The 17,474-nt window shown below is 48.2% G+C and carries 16 protein-coding genes and 1 riboswitch; of the genes, 11 read left to right on the top strand and 5 right to left on the bottom strand.

All coding sequences use genetic code 11. The features are described 5' to 3' along the window. Positions 1-52: 52 nt before the first annotated feature. From H525_RS0107025 to gabT, 5 genes are all read right to left on the bottom strand, one after another. Positions 53-721 carry a hypothetical protein gene (locus H525_RS0107025; protein ID WP_027415634.1) on the bottom strand — a complete coding sequence of 223 codons (669 nt, stop codon included), beginning with the start codon at positions 719-721 and terminating at the stop codon, positions 53-55. Positions 722-863: 142 nt separating this feature from the next. Then, the gene (locus H525_RS0107020; protein WP_027415633.1) at positions 864-1,115 is read right to left on the bottom strand and encodes a hypothetical protein; all 252 of its coding nucleotides are present in this window, start codon (positions 1,113-1,115) and stop codon (positions 864-866) included. Then, positions 1,090-2,502 (bottom strand): sigma-54 interaction domain-containing protein, encoded by a 1,413-nt coding sequence (locus tag H525_RS0107015; protein WP_035100276.1) that lies wholly within the window; start codon positions 2,500-2,502, stop codon positions 1,090-1,092. Before H525_RS0107015 ends, H525_RS0107020 begins: the two co-directional genes overlap by 26 nt. Before the next feature lie 65 nt (positions 2,503-2,567). Further along, the gene (locus H525_RS0107010; protein ID WP_027415631.1) at positions 2,568-4,004 is read right to left on the bottom strand and encodes an aldehyde dehydrogenase family protein; all 1,437 of its coding nucleotides are present in this window, start codon (positions 4,002-4,004) and stop codon (positions 2,568-2,570) included. A gap of 14 nt (positions 4,005-4,018) precedes the next feature. Continuing rightward, the gene (gene gabT, locus H525_RS0107005) at positions 4,019-5,374 is read right to left on the bottom strand and encodes a 4-aminobutyrate--2-oxoglutarate transaminase (RefSeq protein ID WP_035100274.1); all 1,356 of its coding nucleotides are present in this window, start codon (positions 5,372-5,374) and stop codon (positions 4,019-4,021) included. A gap of 328 nt (positions 5,375-5,702) precedes the next feature. On the opposite strand from gabT, the gene H525_RS0107000 reads away from it, so the two are divergent. From H525_RS0107000 to cysC, 11 genes are all read left to right on the top strand, one after another. Further along, positions 5,703-6,269 (top strand): biotin transporter BioY, encoded by a 567-nt coding sequence (locus tag H525_RS0107000; protein WP_027415629.1) that lies wholly within the window; start codon positions 5,703-5,705, stop codon positions 6,267-6,269. A gap of 118 nt (positions 6,270-6,387) precedes the next feature. After that, entirely contained in the window at positions 6,388-7,575 is a 1,188-nt protein-coding gene (locus tag H525_RS0106995; protein ID WP_027415628.1) for a thiolase family protein, read from the top strand. Next, complete coding sequence (locus H525_RS0106990) at positions 7,572-9,083, top strand: class I adenylate-forming enzyme family protein (protein ID WP_027415627.1); 1,512 nt, start codon at positions 7,572-7,574, stop codon at positions 9,081-9,083. Before H525_RS0106995 ends, H525_RS0106990 begins: the two co-directional genes overlap by 4 nt. A gap of 14 nt (positions 9,084-9,097) precedes the next feature. After that, positions 9,098-9,961, top strand: coding sequence for an SDR family NAD(P)-dependent oxidoreductase (locus H525_RS23110; protein WP_035100272.1), 864 nt, complete (start codon positions 9,098-9,100; stop codon positions 9,959-9,961). 103 nt (positions 9,962-10,064) lie between these two features. Further along, positions 10,065-10,163: riboswitch (SAM riboswitch) on the top strand. A 113-nt stretch (positions 10,164-10,276) separates the two neighbouring features. Next, positions 10,277-11,755: a uroporphyrinogen-III C-methyltransferase gene (gene cobA, locus H525_RS28455; protein ID WP_027415626.1), complete on the top strand. Its 1,479-nt coding sequence runs from the start codon at positions 10,277-10,279 to the stop codon at positions 11,753-11,755. A gap of 26 nt (positions 11,756-11,781) precedes the next feature. Further along, positions 11,782-13,401 carry a nitrite/sulfite reductase gene (locus H525_RS0106975; RefSeq protein WP_027415625.1) on the top strand — a complete coding sequence of 540 codons (1,620 nt, stop codon included), beginning with the start codon at positions 11,782-11,784 and terminating at the stop codon, positions 13,399-13,401. Between the two features lie 42 nt (positions 13,402-13,443). Then, entirely contained in the window at positions 13,444-13,647 is a 204-nt protein-coding gene (locus H525_RS0106970) for a DUF3906 family protein (protein WP_027415624.1), read from the top strand. Next, positions 13,644-14,726, top strand: coding sequence for a sulfate permease (locus H525_RS0106965; RefSeq protein WP_027415623.1), 1,083 nt, complete (start codon positions 13,644-13,646; stop codon positions 14,724-14,726). Before H525_RS0106970 ends, H525_RS0106965 begins: the two co-directional genes overlap by 4 nt. 2 nt (positions 14,727-14,728) lie before the next feature. After that, on the top strand, positions 14,729-15,439 hold the full coding sequence (locus H525_RS0106960) for a phosphoadenylyl-sulfate reductase (RefSeq protein WP_027415622.1): 711 nt from the start codon (positions 14,729-14,731) through the stop codon (positions 15,437-15,439). 20 nt (positions 15,440-15,459) lie between these two features. Then, complete coding sequence (gene sat, locus H525_RS0106955) at positions 15,460-16,602, top strand: sulfate adenylyltransferase (protein ID WP_027415621.1); 1,143 nt, start codon at positions 15,460-15,462, stop codon at positions 16,600-16,602. A 60-nt stretch (positions 16,603-16,662) separates the two neighbouring features. Next, positions 16,663-17,262: an adenylyl-sulfate kinase gene (cysC, locus tag H525_RS0106950; RefSeq protein ID WP_027415620.1), complete on the top strand. Its 600-nt coding sequence runs from the start codon at positions 16,663-16,665 to the stop codon at positions 17,260-17,262. Positions 17,263-17,474 lie beyond the last annotated feature (212 nt).

Raw genomic sequence — 17,474 nt, 5'->3', positions numbered from 1 at the left:
CCTTTTGTTTCCATCATGCTTTCAATACCGATTGTACTGGTTGCAGGTCTTACTAAACCTTTTGCGGCGCTCCAACCTGAATCGTTCGCGGTTTCGCCGAAAGGGAATATCCGTAAAAAATAAGGGTGATACCAATGCTGTTGGCAATGGGAAGAAACTCGGTTACACCGAAGCGGGTAAACACTCCGCCCATTGCAATAATGAGAGAGCCGATGCCGATCCAGAGGCCGGATTTGGAATGGCGACGTATGGCGGTGTAAAAAGCACCGATGATAAGGGCCAGGCTTCCTGGAGCGGTCAGGAGTGGGGAATACGCGCGTGCTGCATGGGGCAGAGCGGTTCCTCCGATTTCCTCCCCATGTAAAGATAGTTTGCTCACGTCAAGCGCCGAACCAAACACCTTAATAAACATAGCTACCGTTAAAAGTGAAATGAAGACGAGGAAGAGATGGGCCCATCTGGGTTTAACGGTAAAGTATAGCTGCCCGGCACCAAGGAAAGCGACCAGAGCGGCAGCGGTCACATACCATAACCGGTATATGGCGGCATCCCAGCCAATGAGATAAGAAAGCGTACTGCCAAACGCGCTGAAAAAATAAAAGAAAAATCCGATAAACCATGCGAGGTGACTGGGCTTACGTTTTGCGAGCCACTGGCGCAAAATACGGAAAGCAAAATAACCGGACAGCACTGTGGCAAAACACCATAATACTAAATTCATAAAAGCGATCGCCTCTTCACTGTTAAATATAGTTCATAATGATTAAAATATATCATGCACAAGATTTAACAGGCAAACCCCCTGTTTTGAAATAACAGAGGGTTTTTATAAAAAGTCAGTATTTTGTTACATTTTCTATACGCTATTTATGAAATTGAATTTCCAGATTGGTTTCATTCGCTACCATGTCCTCAAGGGCGAGAGAGGTGTGGTTGGTTGTATAAACACTGATACGTCTTTCAATACTTTCAGGATCTCGTTCCAGTGGAAGGCCTTGCATAAGCCAGGGGTGGACATGCAGGAGTATTTCGATAACGGTTCCCACTTTCTGAGGTTGGTCGAATTGAATATCGATTGTTTCTGAAGCTTCAGACCCTGCTATCGTTACGCGCATACGAATCCCTCACATATTTCTTAACTTTTCGGGCGGCACTCGATTGGCTGATCCCAAGCGCATCAGCCAACGCATATGTGTTTTTATACCGGGTATATGCCTCGCGTATAATATGTCCCTCATAATAGTCTAATTGTTCTTTTAATGATTGATCTTTCATAGAAGCTGGCAATCCCGGTGATTCGGGATGATTTTCATTATACAGGGCGGCTTTAATATGTTCCGCGTTAATGACATCGTCGTCCAGAGTAATGACAAGCCGTTCAAGAAAATTGCGCAATTCGCGAATATTGCCCGGCCAATCGGCCCTGCGAAGCTCTTCCGATGCACTGTAGCTTATCTTTTTCTCAATCCCATACGCTTCTTTATATTCATCAAGAAAGCGGATGGCTAGCGGAACGATATCTTCCTTTCGCTCGCGGAGGGGCGGAATGACGATAGGAATGACATTAAGCCGGTAGTACAGGTCATTGCGAAAAGTCTTCTCCTCTACCTTCTGCCGTAAATCCTGGTTGGTTGCTGCGATAATTCGGACATCCACCTTCACTGGCTTCGTGCCGCCAATCCGGAGAAATTGCCGATCCTGCAGCACGCTGAGCAGCTTGGCCTGAACGGAAAGAGGGAGTTCCCCAATTTCATCAAGGAACAGGGTACCATGATGGGCGGCTTCAAACAGCCCATTCTTTCCTTTCTCGTGCGCGCCTGAAAAAGCGCCAGGCTCATAGCCGAACAGCTCGGATTCAATTAGCGATTCCGGCAAAGCACTGCAGTTAATCGAAAGGAAGGGCGCCGATTTCCGCCGGCTTGCTTCGTGGAGATAGCGGGCGATGTGCGTTTTCCCGACACCTGATTCACCGAGAAGCAGAACGGTACTATCCACGCGTGCCACTTTTGCTACTTTTTCAAGCACACTTATCATGGAAGGGCTGCGGGAGGATAGAATGCCGGACTCTTCTTCACGCTGCTTAAACGCTTCCTCATAGCTTATAACCTTCTCCTGCAGCATGTCGAGCTGTTCTCGCAGATTCAGCAGTTCGGTAATATCACGCGAGTTGCTGACGACGCGAATCAGCTCGCCATCTTGATTAAACACAGGCGTTGCCGTAACAAGCAGTTTGCGCCCGTTTTGCGTCTGCTGCACAAGATTAATCTGTTTCCGGTGCTTAATCACATCAAGGGTAGCGGAAGGGGAGAAAATTCCTTCCGCTACTAACTCCGTTACATGTTTGCCTACCATTTTTTCAGCGGTAAGGCCATAGTTGCGCTCACATGCATTATTGACTCGGACGGTATACCCGTTTCCATCCGTGACAAAAATCTCATCATACGAGGCAGCAAATACGCTGATTAACTCGGCATATAATTCTTCATAAAGACTATCTTGCATGATTTACGCCTCCTCTGTATAAAAAGGCGTGCCTGAATGTCCCGTTTCACTACGTACCGATTGGGTTACCGATTGCGATTGAAGCAGACGAGTTTGAGCTCTGTCATTTCCTCTGTGGCGTATTTAATACCTTCCCGCCCGACGCCGCTTTCTTTTACACCGCCGTAAGGCATTTGGTCTACGCGGAAAGTAGGGAAGTCATTGATCATGACGCCGCCTACGTCAAGAAGCTCCGCTGCCTGGAAGGCGTGTTCCATACTGTTTGTATAGACCCCTGCCTGAAGGCCGTATGTGGAATCATTGACAGCATCAATGGCCTCTTCGAATGTATCGAACGGTGTGATGACAACGACAGGTGCGAACGTTTCTTTGGCGCATACTTTTGCTTCGGGGGCGGCATCGACAATGACCGTCGGCTTTACTACATTATTCTCGACACCGCCGGTCAGTACCCGGGCCCCCGATTCCTCCGCCTCTTTCACCCATGACGCGATTCGCTCTACGTCTTTTTGTGAGATAAGGGCTGCAATATCCGTTGTTTCATCACCCGGGTCACCAATTCGCAGGTTTTTCGTTTCAGCTACGAATTTATCCACGAATGTATCGTATAAGGACCGGTGAACAAAAATCCGCTGCAGTGAGATACACACCTGCCCCATATAGGTGAACGCGCCGGTAACGGTACGCTTAATGATCGGATCGATATCAAACCCTTCATCAATAATGAGGCCCGAGTTCGAACCGAGTTCCAGGACGACCCGCTTGAGTCCGGCTTTCTCGCGAATACTTTTGCCAACCTCAGGGCTGCCGGTAAACGTAATGACTTTTACCCGCTCATCGCACACCAGCTCATCTCCCACTTCACTTCCGCGTCCGGTTACTACCTGCAGAGCGCCTGCAGGCAGCCCGGCTTGTTCAAACAGCTCAGCTATGAAGAAAGCCGATAGCGGTGTTTGGTCAGCCGGCTTGAGGATAACCGGGTTTCCCGCGGCAAAGGCGGGGCCAAGCTTATGGGCAACCAGATTGAACGGGAAGTTGAACGGCGTAATTGCACCTACAATTCCTACAGGACGGCGAACAGTATAGGCAATTCGGTTTTCACCCATGGCAGATGCGTCCATTGGGATGGTCTCACCGTGCAATCGCCGGGCTTCATCGGCCGCGAACTGGTACGTTTCAATCGTCCGGGCAATTTCGCCTCTTGCCACCGAAAGGGGCTTGGCGGCTTCGAGCGTGAGGATACGAGCCGCTTCTTCTTTCCTTTCTTTTAATAGAAGAGACACATTTTGCAGAATAGCGGCGCGTTGGTGAGCCGGTGTTTTCGCCATAACTTTGGCTGCTTCGGCCGCGTGGTCAATCGCACGGCGCATATCTTCCCGCGTGCCCACGGGAATTTCAGCAATGACCTCTCCGGAATGAGGAGAACGCAGAGACTTATAAGACGACCCTTCTACATAGCTGCCGCCAATATAAAGCGACTTTTTAAGAATAGTTTTATTCATTTCCATTTTCCCCCTTACTGAACTTGGAGAACAGACACGGCTGCCTCAATCGATTCTTCTAAAATGTTGAGTCCTTCTTCTAACTGCTCATCGGTAATAACGAGGGGCATCAAGACACGCATAACATTGCCGTATAAACCTGCACTTAACGTAATCAGTCCGCGCTTGTTTGCTTCGTTGACAATCGACGTGACCACTTCTTTATTTGGTTCAAGCGTTTCCTTATTCTTGATGAATTCCATCGCGCACATGGCGCCAAGCCCGCGTACATCTCCAATTATATCGTATTTAGCGGCAAACTGTGTAAAGCGCTCGATCACCTTTTTGCCAATCGATTCCCCGCGCTCATTCAGTTTTTCCTTCTCAATGACATCGAGTACAGTAAGAGCAGCACGGCACCCGAGCGGGCTTCCCGCATACGTCCCCCCGAGTTCACCGGGATTTGCGGTATCCATAATTTCACGGCGGCCAATGACACCGCTGATCGGAACGCCGGCACCCAGCGATTTGGAAACGGTAATCAGGTCAGGAATCACACCAAAATGGTCGATCGCGAAATATTTGCCTGTCCGGCCAAATCCGGTTTGAATTTCGTCGGCAACGAACAGGATGCCGTATTGCTTGCAAAGTTCTGCTACACCGCGGACAAATTTAGGAGTTGGCACGATAAAACCGCCTTCCCCCTGTACCGGTTCCATGACCACCGCTGCGACCGTTTCAGGAGCTACATCACCAACGAGGAAATTCTTGAATTCATTCAGAATAAAATCGTCATACGCCTCTTCACTCATTCCTGTCGGACGGCGGAATACATACGGATACGGTGCTTTATACACTTCAGGCGCAAACGGCCCGAATTCGAATTTATAAGGGCGGACTTTGCTTGTCATTGTCATCGTCATCAATGTCCGGCCGTGAAAGCCGCGGGAAAACGTCACGATACCCTGGCGCTTTGTATATTTCCGGGCAATTTTAACCGCGTTTTCAACCGCTTCCGCGCCGCTGTTGAGAAACAGGACCTGTTTTTCGTCGCTTCCGGGAGCAAGTTTAGACAGGCGTTCCGCTAATTCGATATATGGTTCGTACATCATCACATTAAAGCCGGGGTGAATGTACTTATCAACCTGGTCATGCAGGGCCGCCACTACTTCAGGGTTGCAGTGGCCGACATTGATCGTGCCGATTGCACCGGCGAAGTCGATATAGGTGTTTCCATCCACATCTGTCAGCAGCGCGCCTTCCGCATGGTCAATAAACGTTGGAATTCCGTTGCTTACCCCTTTTGGAACATACTGTTTGCGTTTTTCCAGCAGCGCTTTGGCTTTTGGACCTGGCAGTTCTGTTTTTACGTTGGCAAATTTATAACTCATTAGAAAAGCCTCCTCTATTCAATAGTATGAATGATTGTGTTGTTACCGTTTTACCAATGCAAAACGCGTGCCATATAGCATGCGTACCCCTTCATCTGCTGGAATGAACGAAAAAAGCAATGAAATGAAAGAGAAATAACACGTACAGGGGAAAACGCGGGTTCGGTGGAAACAGCAGTAAGGTCGTGAATAAGTCAAAAATGAATTTATTCTAATTCATTTTTGACTTAAGGAAGGATAACGCTTGATTACTTGTGCTTCTATTGACAATTATACGATTCCTCCTTATTCTAGTAATGTAAACTTACGTTTTTTTGGGGGTTAACAATTGAAAAAAAGCAAATTTTCCGTACTTGATCTGACATATATGGCACTGATTGCGGCTATGGTTGCCGTACTTGGTTTCGTTTCCATTCCTCTGCCATTTACACCTGTCCCAATTACCGGCCAGACCCTTGGAGTTATGCTGGCGGGGGCTGTCCTTGGAGCGCGGCGCGGGGGATTGAGCCTGGTCTTATTCATTCTGCTTGTCGCTGTTGGAATGCCTATTCTCTCGGGAGGCCGGGGCGGCATCGGCGCGATTATGGGCCCAAGTGGTGGATACATTGTAAGCTGGCCTTTTGCCGCGTATTTTATTGGAAAGTTTACAGAAGGGCAGGGAAAGCTGAATTTTGTGAAGGCTTTCGTTCCCATTTTTTTATTTGGGATCCTGTTTGTTTACGTGATTGGCGTACCATGGTTAATGGCTGCTACACATATTTCGTTAGGAAAAGCGATTGCAGGAGGAGCACTTCCATTTATCCCGGGTGATTTAATCAAAGCGGTAGTGGCTTCCGTTGTAGCTGTGGCGATGCGTAAAGCAAAGCCTTCCCTTTCCTACACATATAGCCGATAAAGAAAACTCCCTCAGTGTGATGGGGTTTTCTACCTAATGTTCGCTTGGCTATCGCTTCGCCTTTGGCTGGCGCTGGCCAAGTCTTCTTTACATATAAACATTGGGAGGAGTCGGCACAATGAATAAAGCAGTCATTATACATGCCAAGCGCACCCCGATTGGAAAAGCAGGCGGGTGGCTGAAGGATATTCCGCCGGAACAACTCGCGGCGGCAACTATCCAGGCTCTTCTGAAAGAGACTGGTGTTTGCGCGGCAGATGTTCAACAAGTGATACTCGGAAACGTTGTCGGTCCAGGCGGCAATCTCGGACGTTTGAGTGCGCTAACGGCAGGCCTGCCTATTGAAACGCCGGGAGTCACTGTCGACCTGCAGTGCGGTTCGGGATTGGAGGCCATTCGCATTGCCGCTCACATGATCCAAGCGGGAGCGGCAAATATCATCATCGCTGGCGGAGTGGAAAGCTCCAGCCTTGCCCCGTGGAAAATGATGAAGCCACAGAGTCTGTACGGAATGGACATGCCGAAATTATATAATCGGGCCCGCTTTGCGCCCGAAGAGCTTGGAGACCCCGACATGGGTATCGCGGCCGAAAACGTCGCCCGGCGATACCGTGTCACACGCGAGGATCAGGATGCGTTTGCTTACCGAAGCCATGTGAAAGCGGTGGACGCCGTAAAAAGGGGGACGTTCACCGCAGAAATGGTTCACATTGCGGCTCCGGCAAAGAAAGACCCCGAGCGCATCATCCTGTACGATGAAGGTCCCCGCCCTGACACGACAATAGAAAAGCTGGCTTCCCTGCCTCCTGTTTTTCAACACGGAGGTACGGTGACGGCAGGAAATGCCTGCGGTATAAATGACGGAGCGGCTGCCGTGCTTCTCATGTCCGAGACGAAAGCGCTCGAACTTGGGCTGCACCCGTCTTTAACCTTTATCGACGCCGTTGTAACAGGTGTTGACCCGAATGTGCTTGGCATTGGGCCGGTTCCCGCTGTGACACAACTTCTTGCCCGAAACAGTTTGTCGGTGGAGGATATAGACAGGGTGGAATTCAATGAGGCGTTTGCCTCTCAGGTACTGGCCAGCATTCGGGAGCTGCACATCGAAGAGGAACGGGTAAACAGGGACGGTGGCGCCATTGCTTTAGGGCATCCGTATGGAGCATCGGGTGCGATTCTCGTCACGAGATTGCTGCACGGAATGAAATCCGAACCCGATGCGCGTCTCGGCCTCACGACGATGGGGATTGGCGGGGGCCTTGGCATCGCAGCTCTGTTTGAAAGATGGGAGGCACATCCGCTATGAGTCATGTGATTACAGATGGATTGTTTGAAAATGCCCGCGCATATCCCGAAAAAACAGCGCTGTGTACGTCACAGGTTGCCCTTACATATCAGGAACTCGCGGGACAGGTGGCTGCCCGCGCCATTTATCTGCGTGAAGTAGCTGGATGCAATAAAGGTGACATTATCATGCTTGCGATGAATAACAGTCACCTATTTGTGGAATGGTTTCTCGCCATTTGCGAGGTGGGAGCGATTGCTGCTCCGGTTAATCCTTTACAGTCGGCAGCAGAGTGGGGCATATTGGTGCAACAGATTCAACCTATGCTTGTTATCGCGGATGAACATAACAAGCCTCACCTAATGTCATTACATACGGCAAACATTCTGGAAGCAGGTGTATCGATAAAGACGGACGTATCCAGCTATCAGAGAACGATATTGGATGGCGGCAATCTTTTTTATCTGGCCCTGTCGTCCGGAACGACAGGGGGGCCGAAGGGAATACTGCGTACTCACGATTCGTGGATCGACAGCTTTCATGCGATGAGCATCGAATTTGGTATCGACAGCAGCGACGTTATGCTTTTACCCGGGCCTCTTTATTATTCTGCCACCCTGATATGCTTGCTCCACCTTTTGTACATAGGCGGTACGGTCAAGCTTACGGAACGTTTCGATGCGAAGGAAACGCTGCGGCAAATGGATGGAACCACGTGCTGCTTTATGGTGCCTACGATGTACCGTTCCGTTATTAATGAAATGGAACAGGTGGGGAGACAAGGGAAGGGGAGGGCCGTAACCAAGGCAGACGGGGCTATGCGAACGTTTATTACCGCCGGCGCAAAGATGGATATATCGTTAAAAGAAAAGGTGACCCGGTTTTTTCCTACCTCTACCCTCTATGAATATTATGGGGCCGCGGAAATAGGTTTTGTATCCGTGCAGATTGGAATTGGCAGTGGAAACGCGGTTGGACGGGTGTTTCACGGGGTGGAAATTGATATTCGCGATGAAAAGGGGGCCTCTCTTCCCAGGGGGCAGACGGGAGAGATCTATGTCAAAAGTAATATGATGGCAGCCGGATATTATGGCGAAATTCCGCTGGACGGATTTTATCCATCCGGCTCATCCACGAATATATGGAAAAGCGCCGGCGATGTTGGATTGCTCGATGACGATGGTGTGCTCCATCTGTCCGGCAGAAAAAAAGAGATGATCATTAGCGGCGGAATTAATATTTTTCCTACTGAAATTGAAAATACACTCAAACAGTGGTTGTATACAAAGGATGCGGGCGTCGTAGGCATTCCTGATTCATACTGGGGCGAGCGGGTAGCCGCGGCGCTTGTTCTATCGGAAACCCCACCTGGCTGGGAGGATGCGCTGCAGGATTATCTTCGTGAACGGCTCACCCCGCACAAAATACCAAAAGACTTTTACCTCTATGCTGAGTTACCGGTTAACCAGGCCGGAAAGCCGGATAAAGCAAAACTTCGCAGCGAAATAACGGAAAAAAGCCAGGGATAAAGGAGGGAAGAAAAATGGGAGGAGAAGCGGGAAGAACAGTAGGTAAAGTCGCGTTGATCACAGGTTCAACCAGGGGAATCGGAAAGTCGCTCGCTTTCGGCATGGCCGCGGCTGGTTACAGCGTGGTCATAAACGGCACGACTGAAACAGGAGTGGAACGCACAGTGCGGGAGATTGAGAGGCGGAGTGGTACGGCTGGTAAGGTGATCGGAATTGCCGCGGATGTCGGCAGTCATGAGGCTGTACAAGCTATGGTGGATACGGCCATAGAAGAATTTGGCCGGGTCGACGTGCTTGTCAACAACGCCGGAATTGTACGGGACCGGATTAGTTATAAGATGAGCATCGAGGAATGGCGGCAGGTGATCGATGTGCATTTACACGGTGCTTTTTACTGTGTTTATGCCTGTCTGCCTTATATGAAAGAGGCGGGGAGCGGCTCCATTATCAATATGATTTCGACGGCGGGCCTCGAAGGATGCCCCGGGCAGGCGAATTACTCCACCGCCAAAGCGGGGCTGGTTGGCTTAACGTATACTCTTGCACAGGAATTATTGAGATTTTCGATTAGGGTCAATGCGGTGGCACCTGCAGCGCTGACTGATATGACAGCACCTTTTATTCAGATAGCGGAGGAGAAGGCGCGAATGAAAGGCGAAGACCTCCCTGACTACTGGAAAGTAGGCGATCCGGAAGATTTAATTCCGTTATTCTTATATTTAGCGGAACCGCCCTCCACAGTAACAGGCAGCATCTTCTCGATGAATGGGACGAGGTGGTCGATATGGGAGCGTCCGCATCCAATCTATACGTTTAGTAAAGAGGAGCGGTGGACGTCGGATGAAATCGCTGCTAAAATTGATCGGCTTACCAAATGAATCATTTCTCAAAAAAAGTATTGCTATTTGTATGAATTGCTCTTATAATCAGGAATAACGAAGCAAAACCAATAATACCAATTAAAATAATGTGAATAACTCTTTCTTATCTAGAGAGGTGGAGGGACTGGCCCTTTGATGCCTCGGCAACCTAATCCGGTTAGGTGCCAATTCCAGAAAGCGCAAGGCTTGAAGATGAGGAAGAGGGGCGGTTTAACTACCCTTCTTCTCTTCTTGAAGAAGGGTAGTTTTTTTTATCGATAATGTCTATATGACTTATATGATTACTATATTTAAATAGAGAGGGGTGGAAAGATGGAGAAAGGAAGGGTCTACCTTGTGGGGGCAGGGCCAGGCGACCCTAAATTAATTACGCTGCGGGGACGTGAAGCTATCGAAAAAGCGGATGTCATCGTGTACGACAGACTGGCCAGCCCGAAACTTCTAAAGTATGCGAGAGAAGGGGCGGAGTTTATCTACTGCGGAAAGCAATCAAGCAATCACACCCTGCGGCAGGAAGAGATTAATCAGCTCATTATTGGCCGGGCACGGGAAGGAAAGAAGGTGGTTCGCTTAAAAGGCGGCGATCCTTTCGTTTTTGGCCGCGGCGGTGAAGAAGCGGAGGAGTGCGTCGATGCTGGTATCCCTTTTGAAGTAATCCCGGGTATCACATCCGGAATTGCAGCGCCCGCTTACGCAGGGATTCCGATCACACACAGGGACTTCACCTCTTCTTTCATTGTAATCACCGGGCATAAGTGCCGTGGCAATGAAGAAATTGATATCAACTGGGCTAATCTCGCTAAAGCCGTCGACACCATTCTTTTGTATATGGGGGTAAGCAACCTGCCTGACATTGTCCGCAATCTGATTGCTCACGGCAAAGCCGGGGAGACTCCTGTTGCTCTCGTTCGCTGGGGAACGTGCTCAGAGCAAAAGACGTTAACCGGAACACTCGACAATATTGTGGAGAAGGTACAGCAAGCCCGTTTTAGATCCCCGGCGATTATTATTGTAGGTGAAGTTGTGAAACTGCGGGAAAAATTGAACTGGCATGAGCAGAAACCGCTGTTTGGCAGGAAAGTTGGCATTCTTCATACGACGGAGCCATCATCCGTTTTTATAGACAAACTTGACGAACTAGCAGCAGATACGACAGAGTTTTCTCTGGTTGCAACCAACACGCCATCCAACGAAAGAAATCTTTCACCAGTCCTTGAGGCGGAGACAGCCGACCATATCGTTTTTTCTACCCTGCACGGGGTACGTGAATTCTTCCGTTCTCTTCGTGACTTAAAAAAGGATATTCGCTCGATTTCCGGCAGCTTTTATGCCCGAACAGAGGAAGTGGCTGAACGGCTGCGGGAGTGCGGATTACAGGCAGAACTGTTTTCCGGTAAAATCGTCCACAAGATTCAAGGAGGACAGCGGGTACTTCTCGAACACAAACATGGGGGCAAAGAATTTGCCAGTGGATTGACGGCAAAAGGAGCCGTTGTGAATGAATGGGCTGCCGCACGGGAAGAAGTCTCCGGCAGTGCGGTGGACGATGTGTTTGAAGCGGTGAAAAACAAAACGATTGACATGCTTGCTTTCTCTTCAGCGGAAGCCGTTGAAGCATTCATCTTGGCATCGGGCAGCAAAGAGAAAGGCGTGCGGCTTGCTTCCATCGATATTCTATGTGCTGACGGGGAGACGGCTGCCACACTGGTTAATTTTAGCATTAAGCCGGACTACATTTTACAGGGTGAATCGGTAATGGAATATACTTCACAGTTGTCCATTACAGCTTAAAAACATACTGAGAGGGGATTTAAATAATGAGCTATACACCGATTTGGGCTGAGAACCCGGAGAAGTTAAACAAAAATGAATTCATGAAACTTGAAAAAGACGGGCTCGATATCATTCAGGATGTCTATCGCTACGCAGAAACCGGTTTTGCTTCCATCACCGCCAGCGATTTCGACCTGTTTAAATGGGCCGGCGTATACCAGCAGCGTCCGAAGGAAGATGGGTATTTCATGATGCGGGTAAGGATTCCATCAGGGATCTTAAGTGCAAAGCAGGCAAAAACTCTCGCCGGCATTTCGAGAGATTACGGAAAGGACCTCGTCGATGTCACTACTCGCCAGGCTGTACAGTTTCACTGGTTAACGATTGAAAACATACCGGATATTTTTGCCCGCCTTGCGGAAGTCGGACTGTCTTCTTTTGAAGCATGCGGCGACTGCCCGCGTACCATTGTCGGAAATCCGTTGGCAGGAATTGATCCGGATGAATTAATTGATACTACCCCGCTTGTCCAGCAAATTTCGGATACCTTTTTATTGAATCGGGATTTCTCAAACCTGCCACGTAAATACAAAATTTCTATTTCGGCGAACCCTTACAATCCAGGTCACGCGGAAATTAACGACCTTGCCTTTGTGCCAGCTGTGAAAGTTATCGATGGTCAGGAAGTCATTGGCTTTCATGTCTGGGTAGGTGGAGGGTTATCGGCGAAGCCATTCCTTGCCAAGCAGCTTGATGTATTTGTAAAGCCGGAAGACGTCGTGAAGGTGGCGATCGGTGTAACGACCATCTTCCGTGATTGCGGATATCGTGAAAAACGCCACCACGCCCGACTCAAATTTTTGATGGCTGATTGGGGGCCTGAGAAATTCAAGGAAAAATTAATCGAGCTTGTCGGCGAGCTGCCTACAAGAGGTGAAGATAAAACAATTGGCTGGAATGCAGGATATTTCACAGGCGTACACGAGCAAAAACAAGAAGGATTAAGCTATGTCGGGTTATCCGTTCCGGTTGGCCGCCTCTCGGGTGCCGAACTCGAAGAATTAGCGCGCCTGTCAGAGGAATACGGAGATGGTTCTCTTCGGACGTGTAACTCGCAAAATATCGTCATCGCGAATATTCCGAACGAGAAAATTCATGCGCTTCTGCAGGAAAAACTGCTGGAACGCTTGACGCCAAATCCCCGTCACTTTACTGCTTATGCCGTTTCCTGTACAGGAGACGAATTCTGTAACCTTGCGTTAGTGGAAACAAAAGAACGCATGCGTCAATTGGCAGCTTTCCTTGACGAACATATTGAACTTGACGAGCCGCTACGCCTGCATATGGTTGGCTGTCCTAACTCGTGCGGACAACGCCAGATTGCGGACATTGGCTTCCAGGGGGCGCTCGTAAAAACCGAGGCGGGTATGAAAGATGCATTTGATATTTTCGTAGGCGGAAAATTAGGGGAGAATGCTAAATTCAATGAAAAATTAAAAGGCCGTGTTCTTGCAGATGACTTAAATCGGGTCGTGCTTCATCTTGTCGCGTTCTTTAAAGAAGAACGCCTGGAAAATGAAAGCTTCTTCGATTTTGTTAACAGAGTAGGGACAGCGCCGTTTCAAACAAGGCTTGATGAACTGCTTAAGCAATTAAATGCGTAATTAAAACAAGGGAACTTGTAAAAGAGAGAAGGTCGGATTCGTATGTTTCTGTACAGATTGGAAGTGAGGTATACCGATAATACCAGGACGGAACTGGTAATTCTCCACGAAGACGAAGAAAAGGTCTTTCAAACCGCCCAGAGTCAAATCGATCGTCACTATCTTCCGCCTAAAAAGGTAGAGGAACTCGTCATTGTTGAAAAAAAACCTGCAGGTGCAGGGAGAGGGTATGTGATTGATATATGATATGGACATATTTAGCCATCGTGATCGCTCTTTTCTTTGCGATGAATATTGGAGCCAGCGGCACGGCCGCATCTATGGGAGCGGCATACGGCAGCGGGGCAATCCGCAACAAGCGGTTGGCCATGGTGCTGGTAGCCATGGCCGCCTTTCTGGGTGCAGTCATTGGCGGAGGTGAGGTAGTTAAAACAATCAGCGGGGGAATCATTCCCTCTTCCATACTAAATGTTAAGATTGTTATAACCATTCTTGCATCAGCTACCGTAACGCTGTTTATTTCTAATATGATGGGCATCCCCTTATCGACGAGTGAAGTAACGGTCGGATCCATTGTCGGTGTCGGCCTTGCTTACCAATCTGTATATGTGAAAAGTGTGGAAATGATCGTGTTTTTCTGGATACTTATCCCGATTGTTGCGTTCTTTATTGCGTATTTACTTGGAAAAGGGATTACAATAGTGGAACATCGCTGGCATGTAAGCAGCAAAGGCGGAAAGTGGCAGCGATGGCTAAGTTATCTGCTGATTTTCGCAGGGTTAGTGGAAGCATTTTCCGCGGGGATGAATAATGTAGCTAATGCTGTAGGCTCGCTTGTTGGTGCAAAGATTCTTTCTGTTACAAACGGAATCTGGCTGGGGGCACTTTTCGTTTCCATTGGAGCTGTTTTTCTCGGGGGGAAGGTTCTTGAAACAAACGGGAAAAAAATCACGCGGCTGTCACTCCTGCAGGGAAGTGCTGTTTCATTAACAAGTGGGAGCCTGGTTATTCTTTCGTCGATTTTCGGAATACCGGTTCCGCTTACTCAGGCAACGACGTGTGCCATTCTGGGGATCGGCACGGCGGAGAATGGATTTCATCTGTGGCAGAAAGGTGTCATAAAGCAAATTGTTAAAGTTTGGATTGTCTCGCCGGTGTCATCGCTGGTTGTCTCATTCTTGATGGTTAACACACTTTTGGAGCCTAACCCATACATTGTGATAGTGATTATAAGTGTGTTTATTGCAACAATTGGATCGATGAGTCTGTCACAGGCGATTCGAAGAGAGAAAAGCACAATTCATGACCAAGGGGGAGGAATCTAGTTTTGCACCGATTATCTTATGAACGGTTAACGGAGAACGACTATGCGCAATTAAATGAACAGTTATCCGGAAAAGATACACTGGATATCCTTAAGTGGGCGTATCAGGAGTTTGGCGATGACCTGGTTTATGCTTGCAGTTTTGGGGCTGAAGGGATCGTTCTCATTGATTTAATCAGCAAAGTACGGAAGAATGCGCGAATCGTTTTTCTTGATACGAATGTTCACTTTAAGGAAACGTATGAACTGATTGCACGGATGAAAGAAAAATACCCTGAATTGACTATTGAAATGAAGCAGCCCGAACTTACGCTTGCACAGCAGGCTGCAGAATACGGGGATGAATTGTGGAAAAGAGAGCCGAACAGCTGCTGCAATCTGCGAAAAATTCAGCCTTTACACGCTGCGCTTTCAGGGGCTGCAGCATGGTTGTCGGGTTTGCGGCGTGAACAATCTCCTACCCGCGCTAATACACAATATGTGAACCAGGACGATAAATTTAAATCCATTAAAATTTGTCCGCTTATTCACTGGACATGGGAAGACGTTTGGAATTATATCCGGTTCTATAATCTTCCCTACAATCCCCTCCATGATCAGGGATACCCGAGCATAGGGTGTGAATACTGTACGCAGCCCGTTGAGGAAGGCAGTGATTCCCGCGCCGGACGCTGGGCCGGAACAGGCAAAACAGAATGCGGGCTGCATCTGTAGAAAAAGAAAGGGTGGAGAATATGAGTAAGAGTCAACCGCATGGCGGCCAATTGATTAATCGTATTGATTATTCTTATAATCTTGCAGGCATCTACAAAGAGGTTGAATTGGATAAAATGGCCTTATCTGATTTGGAGTTAATTGCTATCGGAGCATACAGCCCGATAACGGGTTTTCTTGGCAGTGAGGACTATAACGGAGTCGTCCATAATATGAAGCTTGTTAGCGGACACGTGTGGAGTATTCCCATTACGCTGCCGGTAACGGAAGCAAAAGCCAGTGAACTGGAAATCGGTGAGAGGGTTAAATTAGTCCATAACGGTGTGGTGTACGGAGTTCTGGAACTGCAGGAGAAGTACGCCCCCGATAAGCAGGTAGAAGCGGAAAACGTGTTCCGCACCAATGACCTTGCCCACCCGGGTGTAAAAAAATTATGGGAAAGACCGGAAGTTTACCTGGCGGGGCCAATCACGGTAGTCAATCGCCCGAAAAAAGATAAGTTTGCTGAATTCCATTTGGACCCTGTTGAAACACGCAAAGTATTTGCCGAACGCGGCTGGAAAACTGTGGTCGGATTTCAAACACGGAATCCGGTACATAGAGCCCACGAGTACATTCAAAAATCAGCGCTTGAAATTGTCGACGGCCTCTTCCTTAACCCGCTTGTCGGGGAAACCAAATCGGACGATATTCCGGCTGATATCCGTATGGAGAGCTATCAAGCGCTGTTGAAAAACTATTATCCGCAGGATCGGGTTTTTCTTGCCGTTTTCCCTGCTGCGATGAGGTATGCAGGTCCGCGAGAAGCTATTTTTCATGCCATGGTGCGCAAAAATTTTGGCTGCACGCACTTTATTGTCGGACGCGACCATGCCGGTGTAGGAAATTATTATGGAACATACGATGCACAGCTTATTTTCCAGAATTTCACGGCCGAAGAGTTGGGAATTACCCCGCTGTTTTTTGAACATAGTTTCTTCTGCAAGAAGTGTGGAAATATGGCCTCTACGAAAACATGCCCGCACAGCACGGAAGATCGGGTGATTCTGTCCGGTACAAAGGTTAGGGAGATGCTGAGCAATGGTATCGCTCCGCCACCTGAATTCAGCCGCAAAGAAGTCGTAGAAGTGCTGATTAAAGGAATGAATGTAGTCACACATTAATACGTGTGAAATGGACGTTAGAGAAAAGACGCATTCAGTGAAAAGTAGGAGGGTGAAACCATGGCACACAATATTGTCTGGCATCAAACAACCATATCCAAAGAAGACCGCCAGTCACTAAACAAGCATAAGAGCGGTATTCTCTGGTTTACCGGACTTTCGGCTTCCGGTAAATCAACACTTGCCAATGAACTTGAAAAACGACTGTACGATAGAGGGTTGAGAACGTATCTATTAGACGGCGACAATATCCGGCACGGTATCAACAAAGATTTAGGCTTCAGCCCGGAGGACCGCACGGAGAATATTCGCCGTATCGGAGAAGTAGCGAAGTTATTTGTGGATGCAGGTATTATTGTTCTCACGGCTTTTATTTCCCCTTACAAAGAGGACCGCAATCTGGCGCGCAGCCTTGTAAATGACGGTGAATTTATTGAGATTTATGTCAAGTGTTCACTGGAAGAATGCGAAAAGCGCGACCCGAAGGGACTTTATAAAAAAGCAAAAACCGGAGAGATTCCTCAATTCACGGGAATTTCTTCTCCGTATGAAGAACCAGATCATCCGGAACTCATCGTAGAGACAGACAAACAATCATTAGAACAATCCGTTGAACAGGTGATTCAATATCTCGTGAAAAAAGGGATTATTCAGCAATAACCTGACAATTTACAGTTGTAGAATGTAAATACCATCAAAGACAGCCGGCTTGTACAGTGATTACCGGCTGTCTTTTTGGTGCCTTTTTCCTTTATCAACTCCACATTCACATTCCAAATCTTTTTCTATTTGCGATTATGTATACCCAAAAAACGGGGAAGATACTATTGAGATTCAAAAATTATCGTAAAAAGTAGTTTACTTACAATAAA

Origin of the sequence: Aneurinibacillus terranovensis DSM 18919, assembly GCF_000430625.1 — a bacterium.
In the GTDB taxonomy this organism is placed as follows: domain Bacteria; phylum Bacillota; class Bacilli; order Aneurinibacillales; family Aneurinibacillaceae; genus Aneurinibacillus_B; species Aneurinibacillus_B terranovensis.
This window is presented reverse-complemented; position numbering and strand designations above follow the sequence as displayed.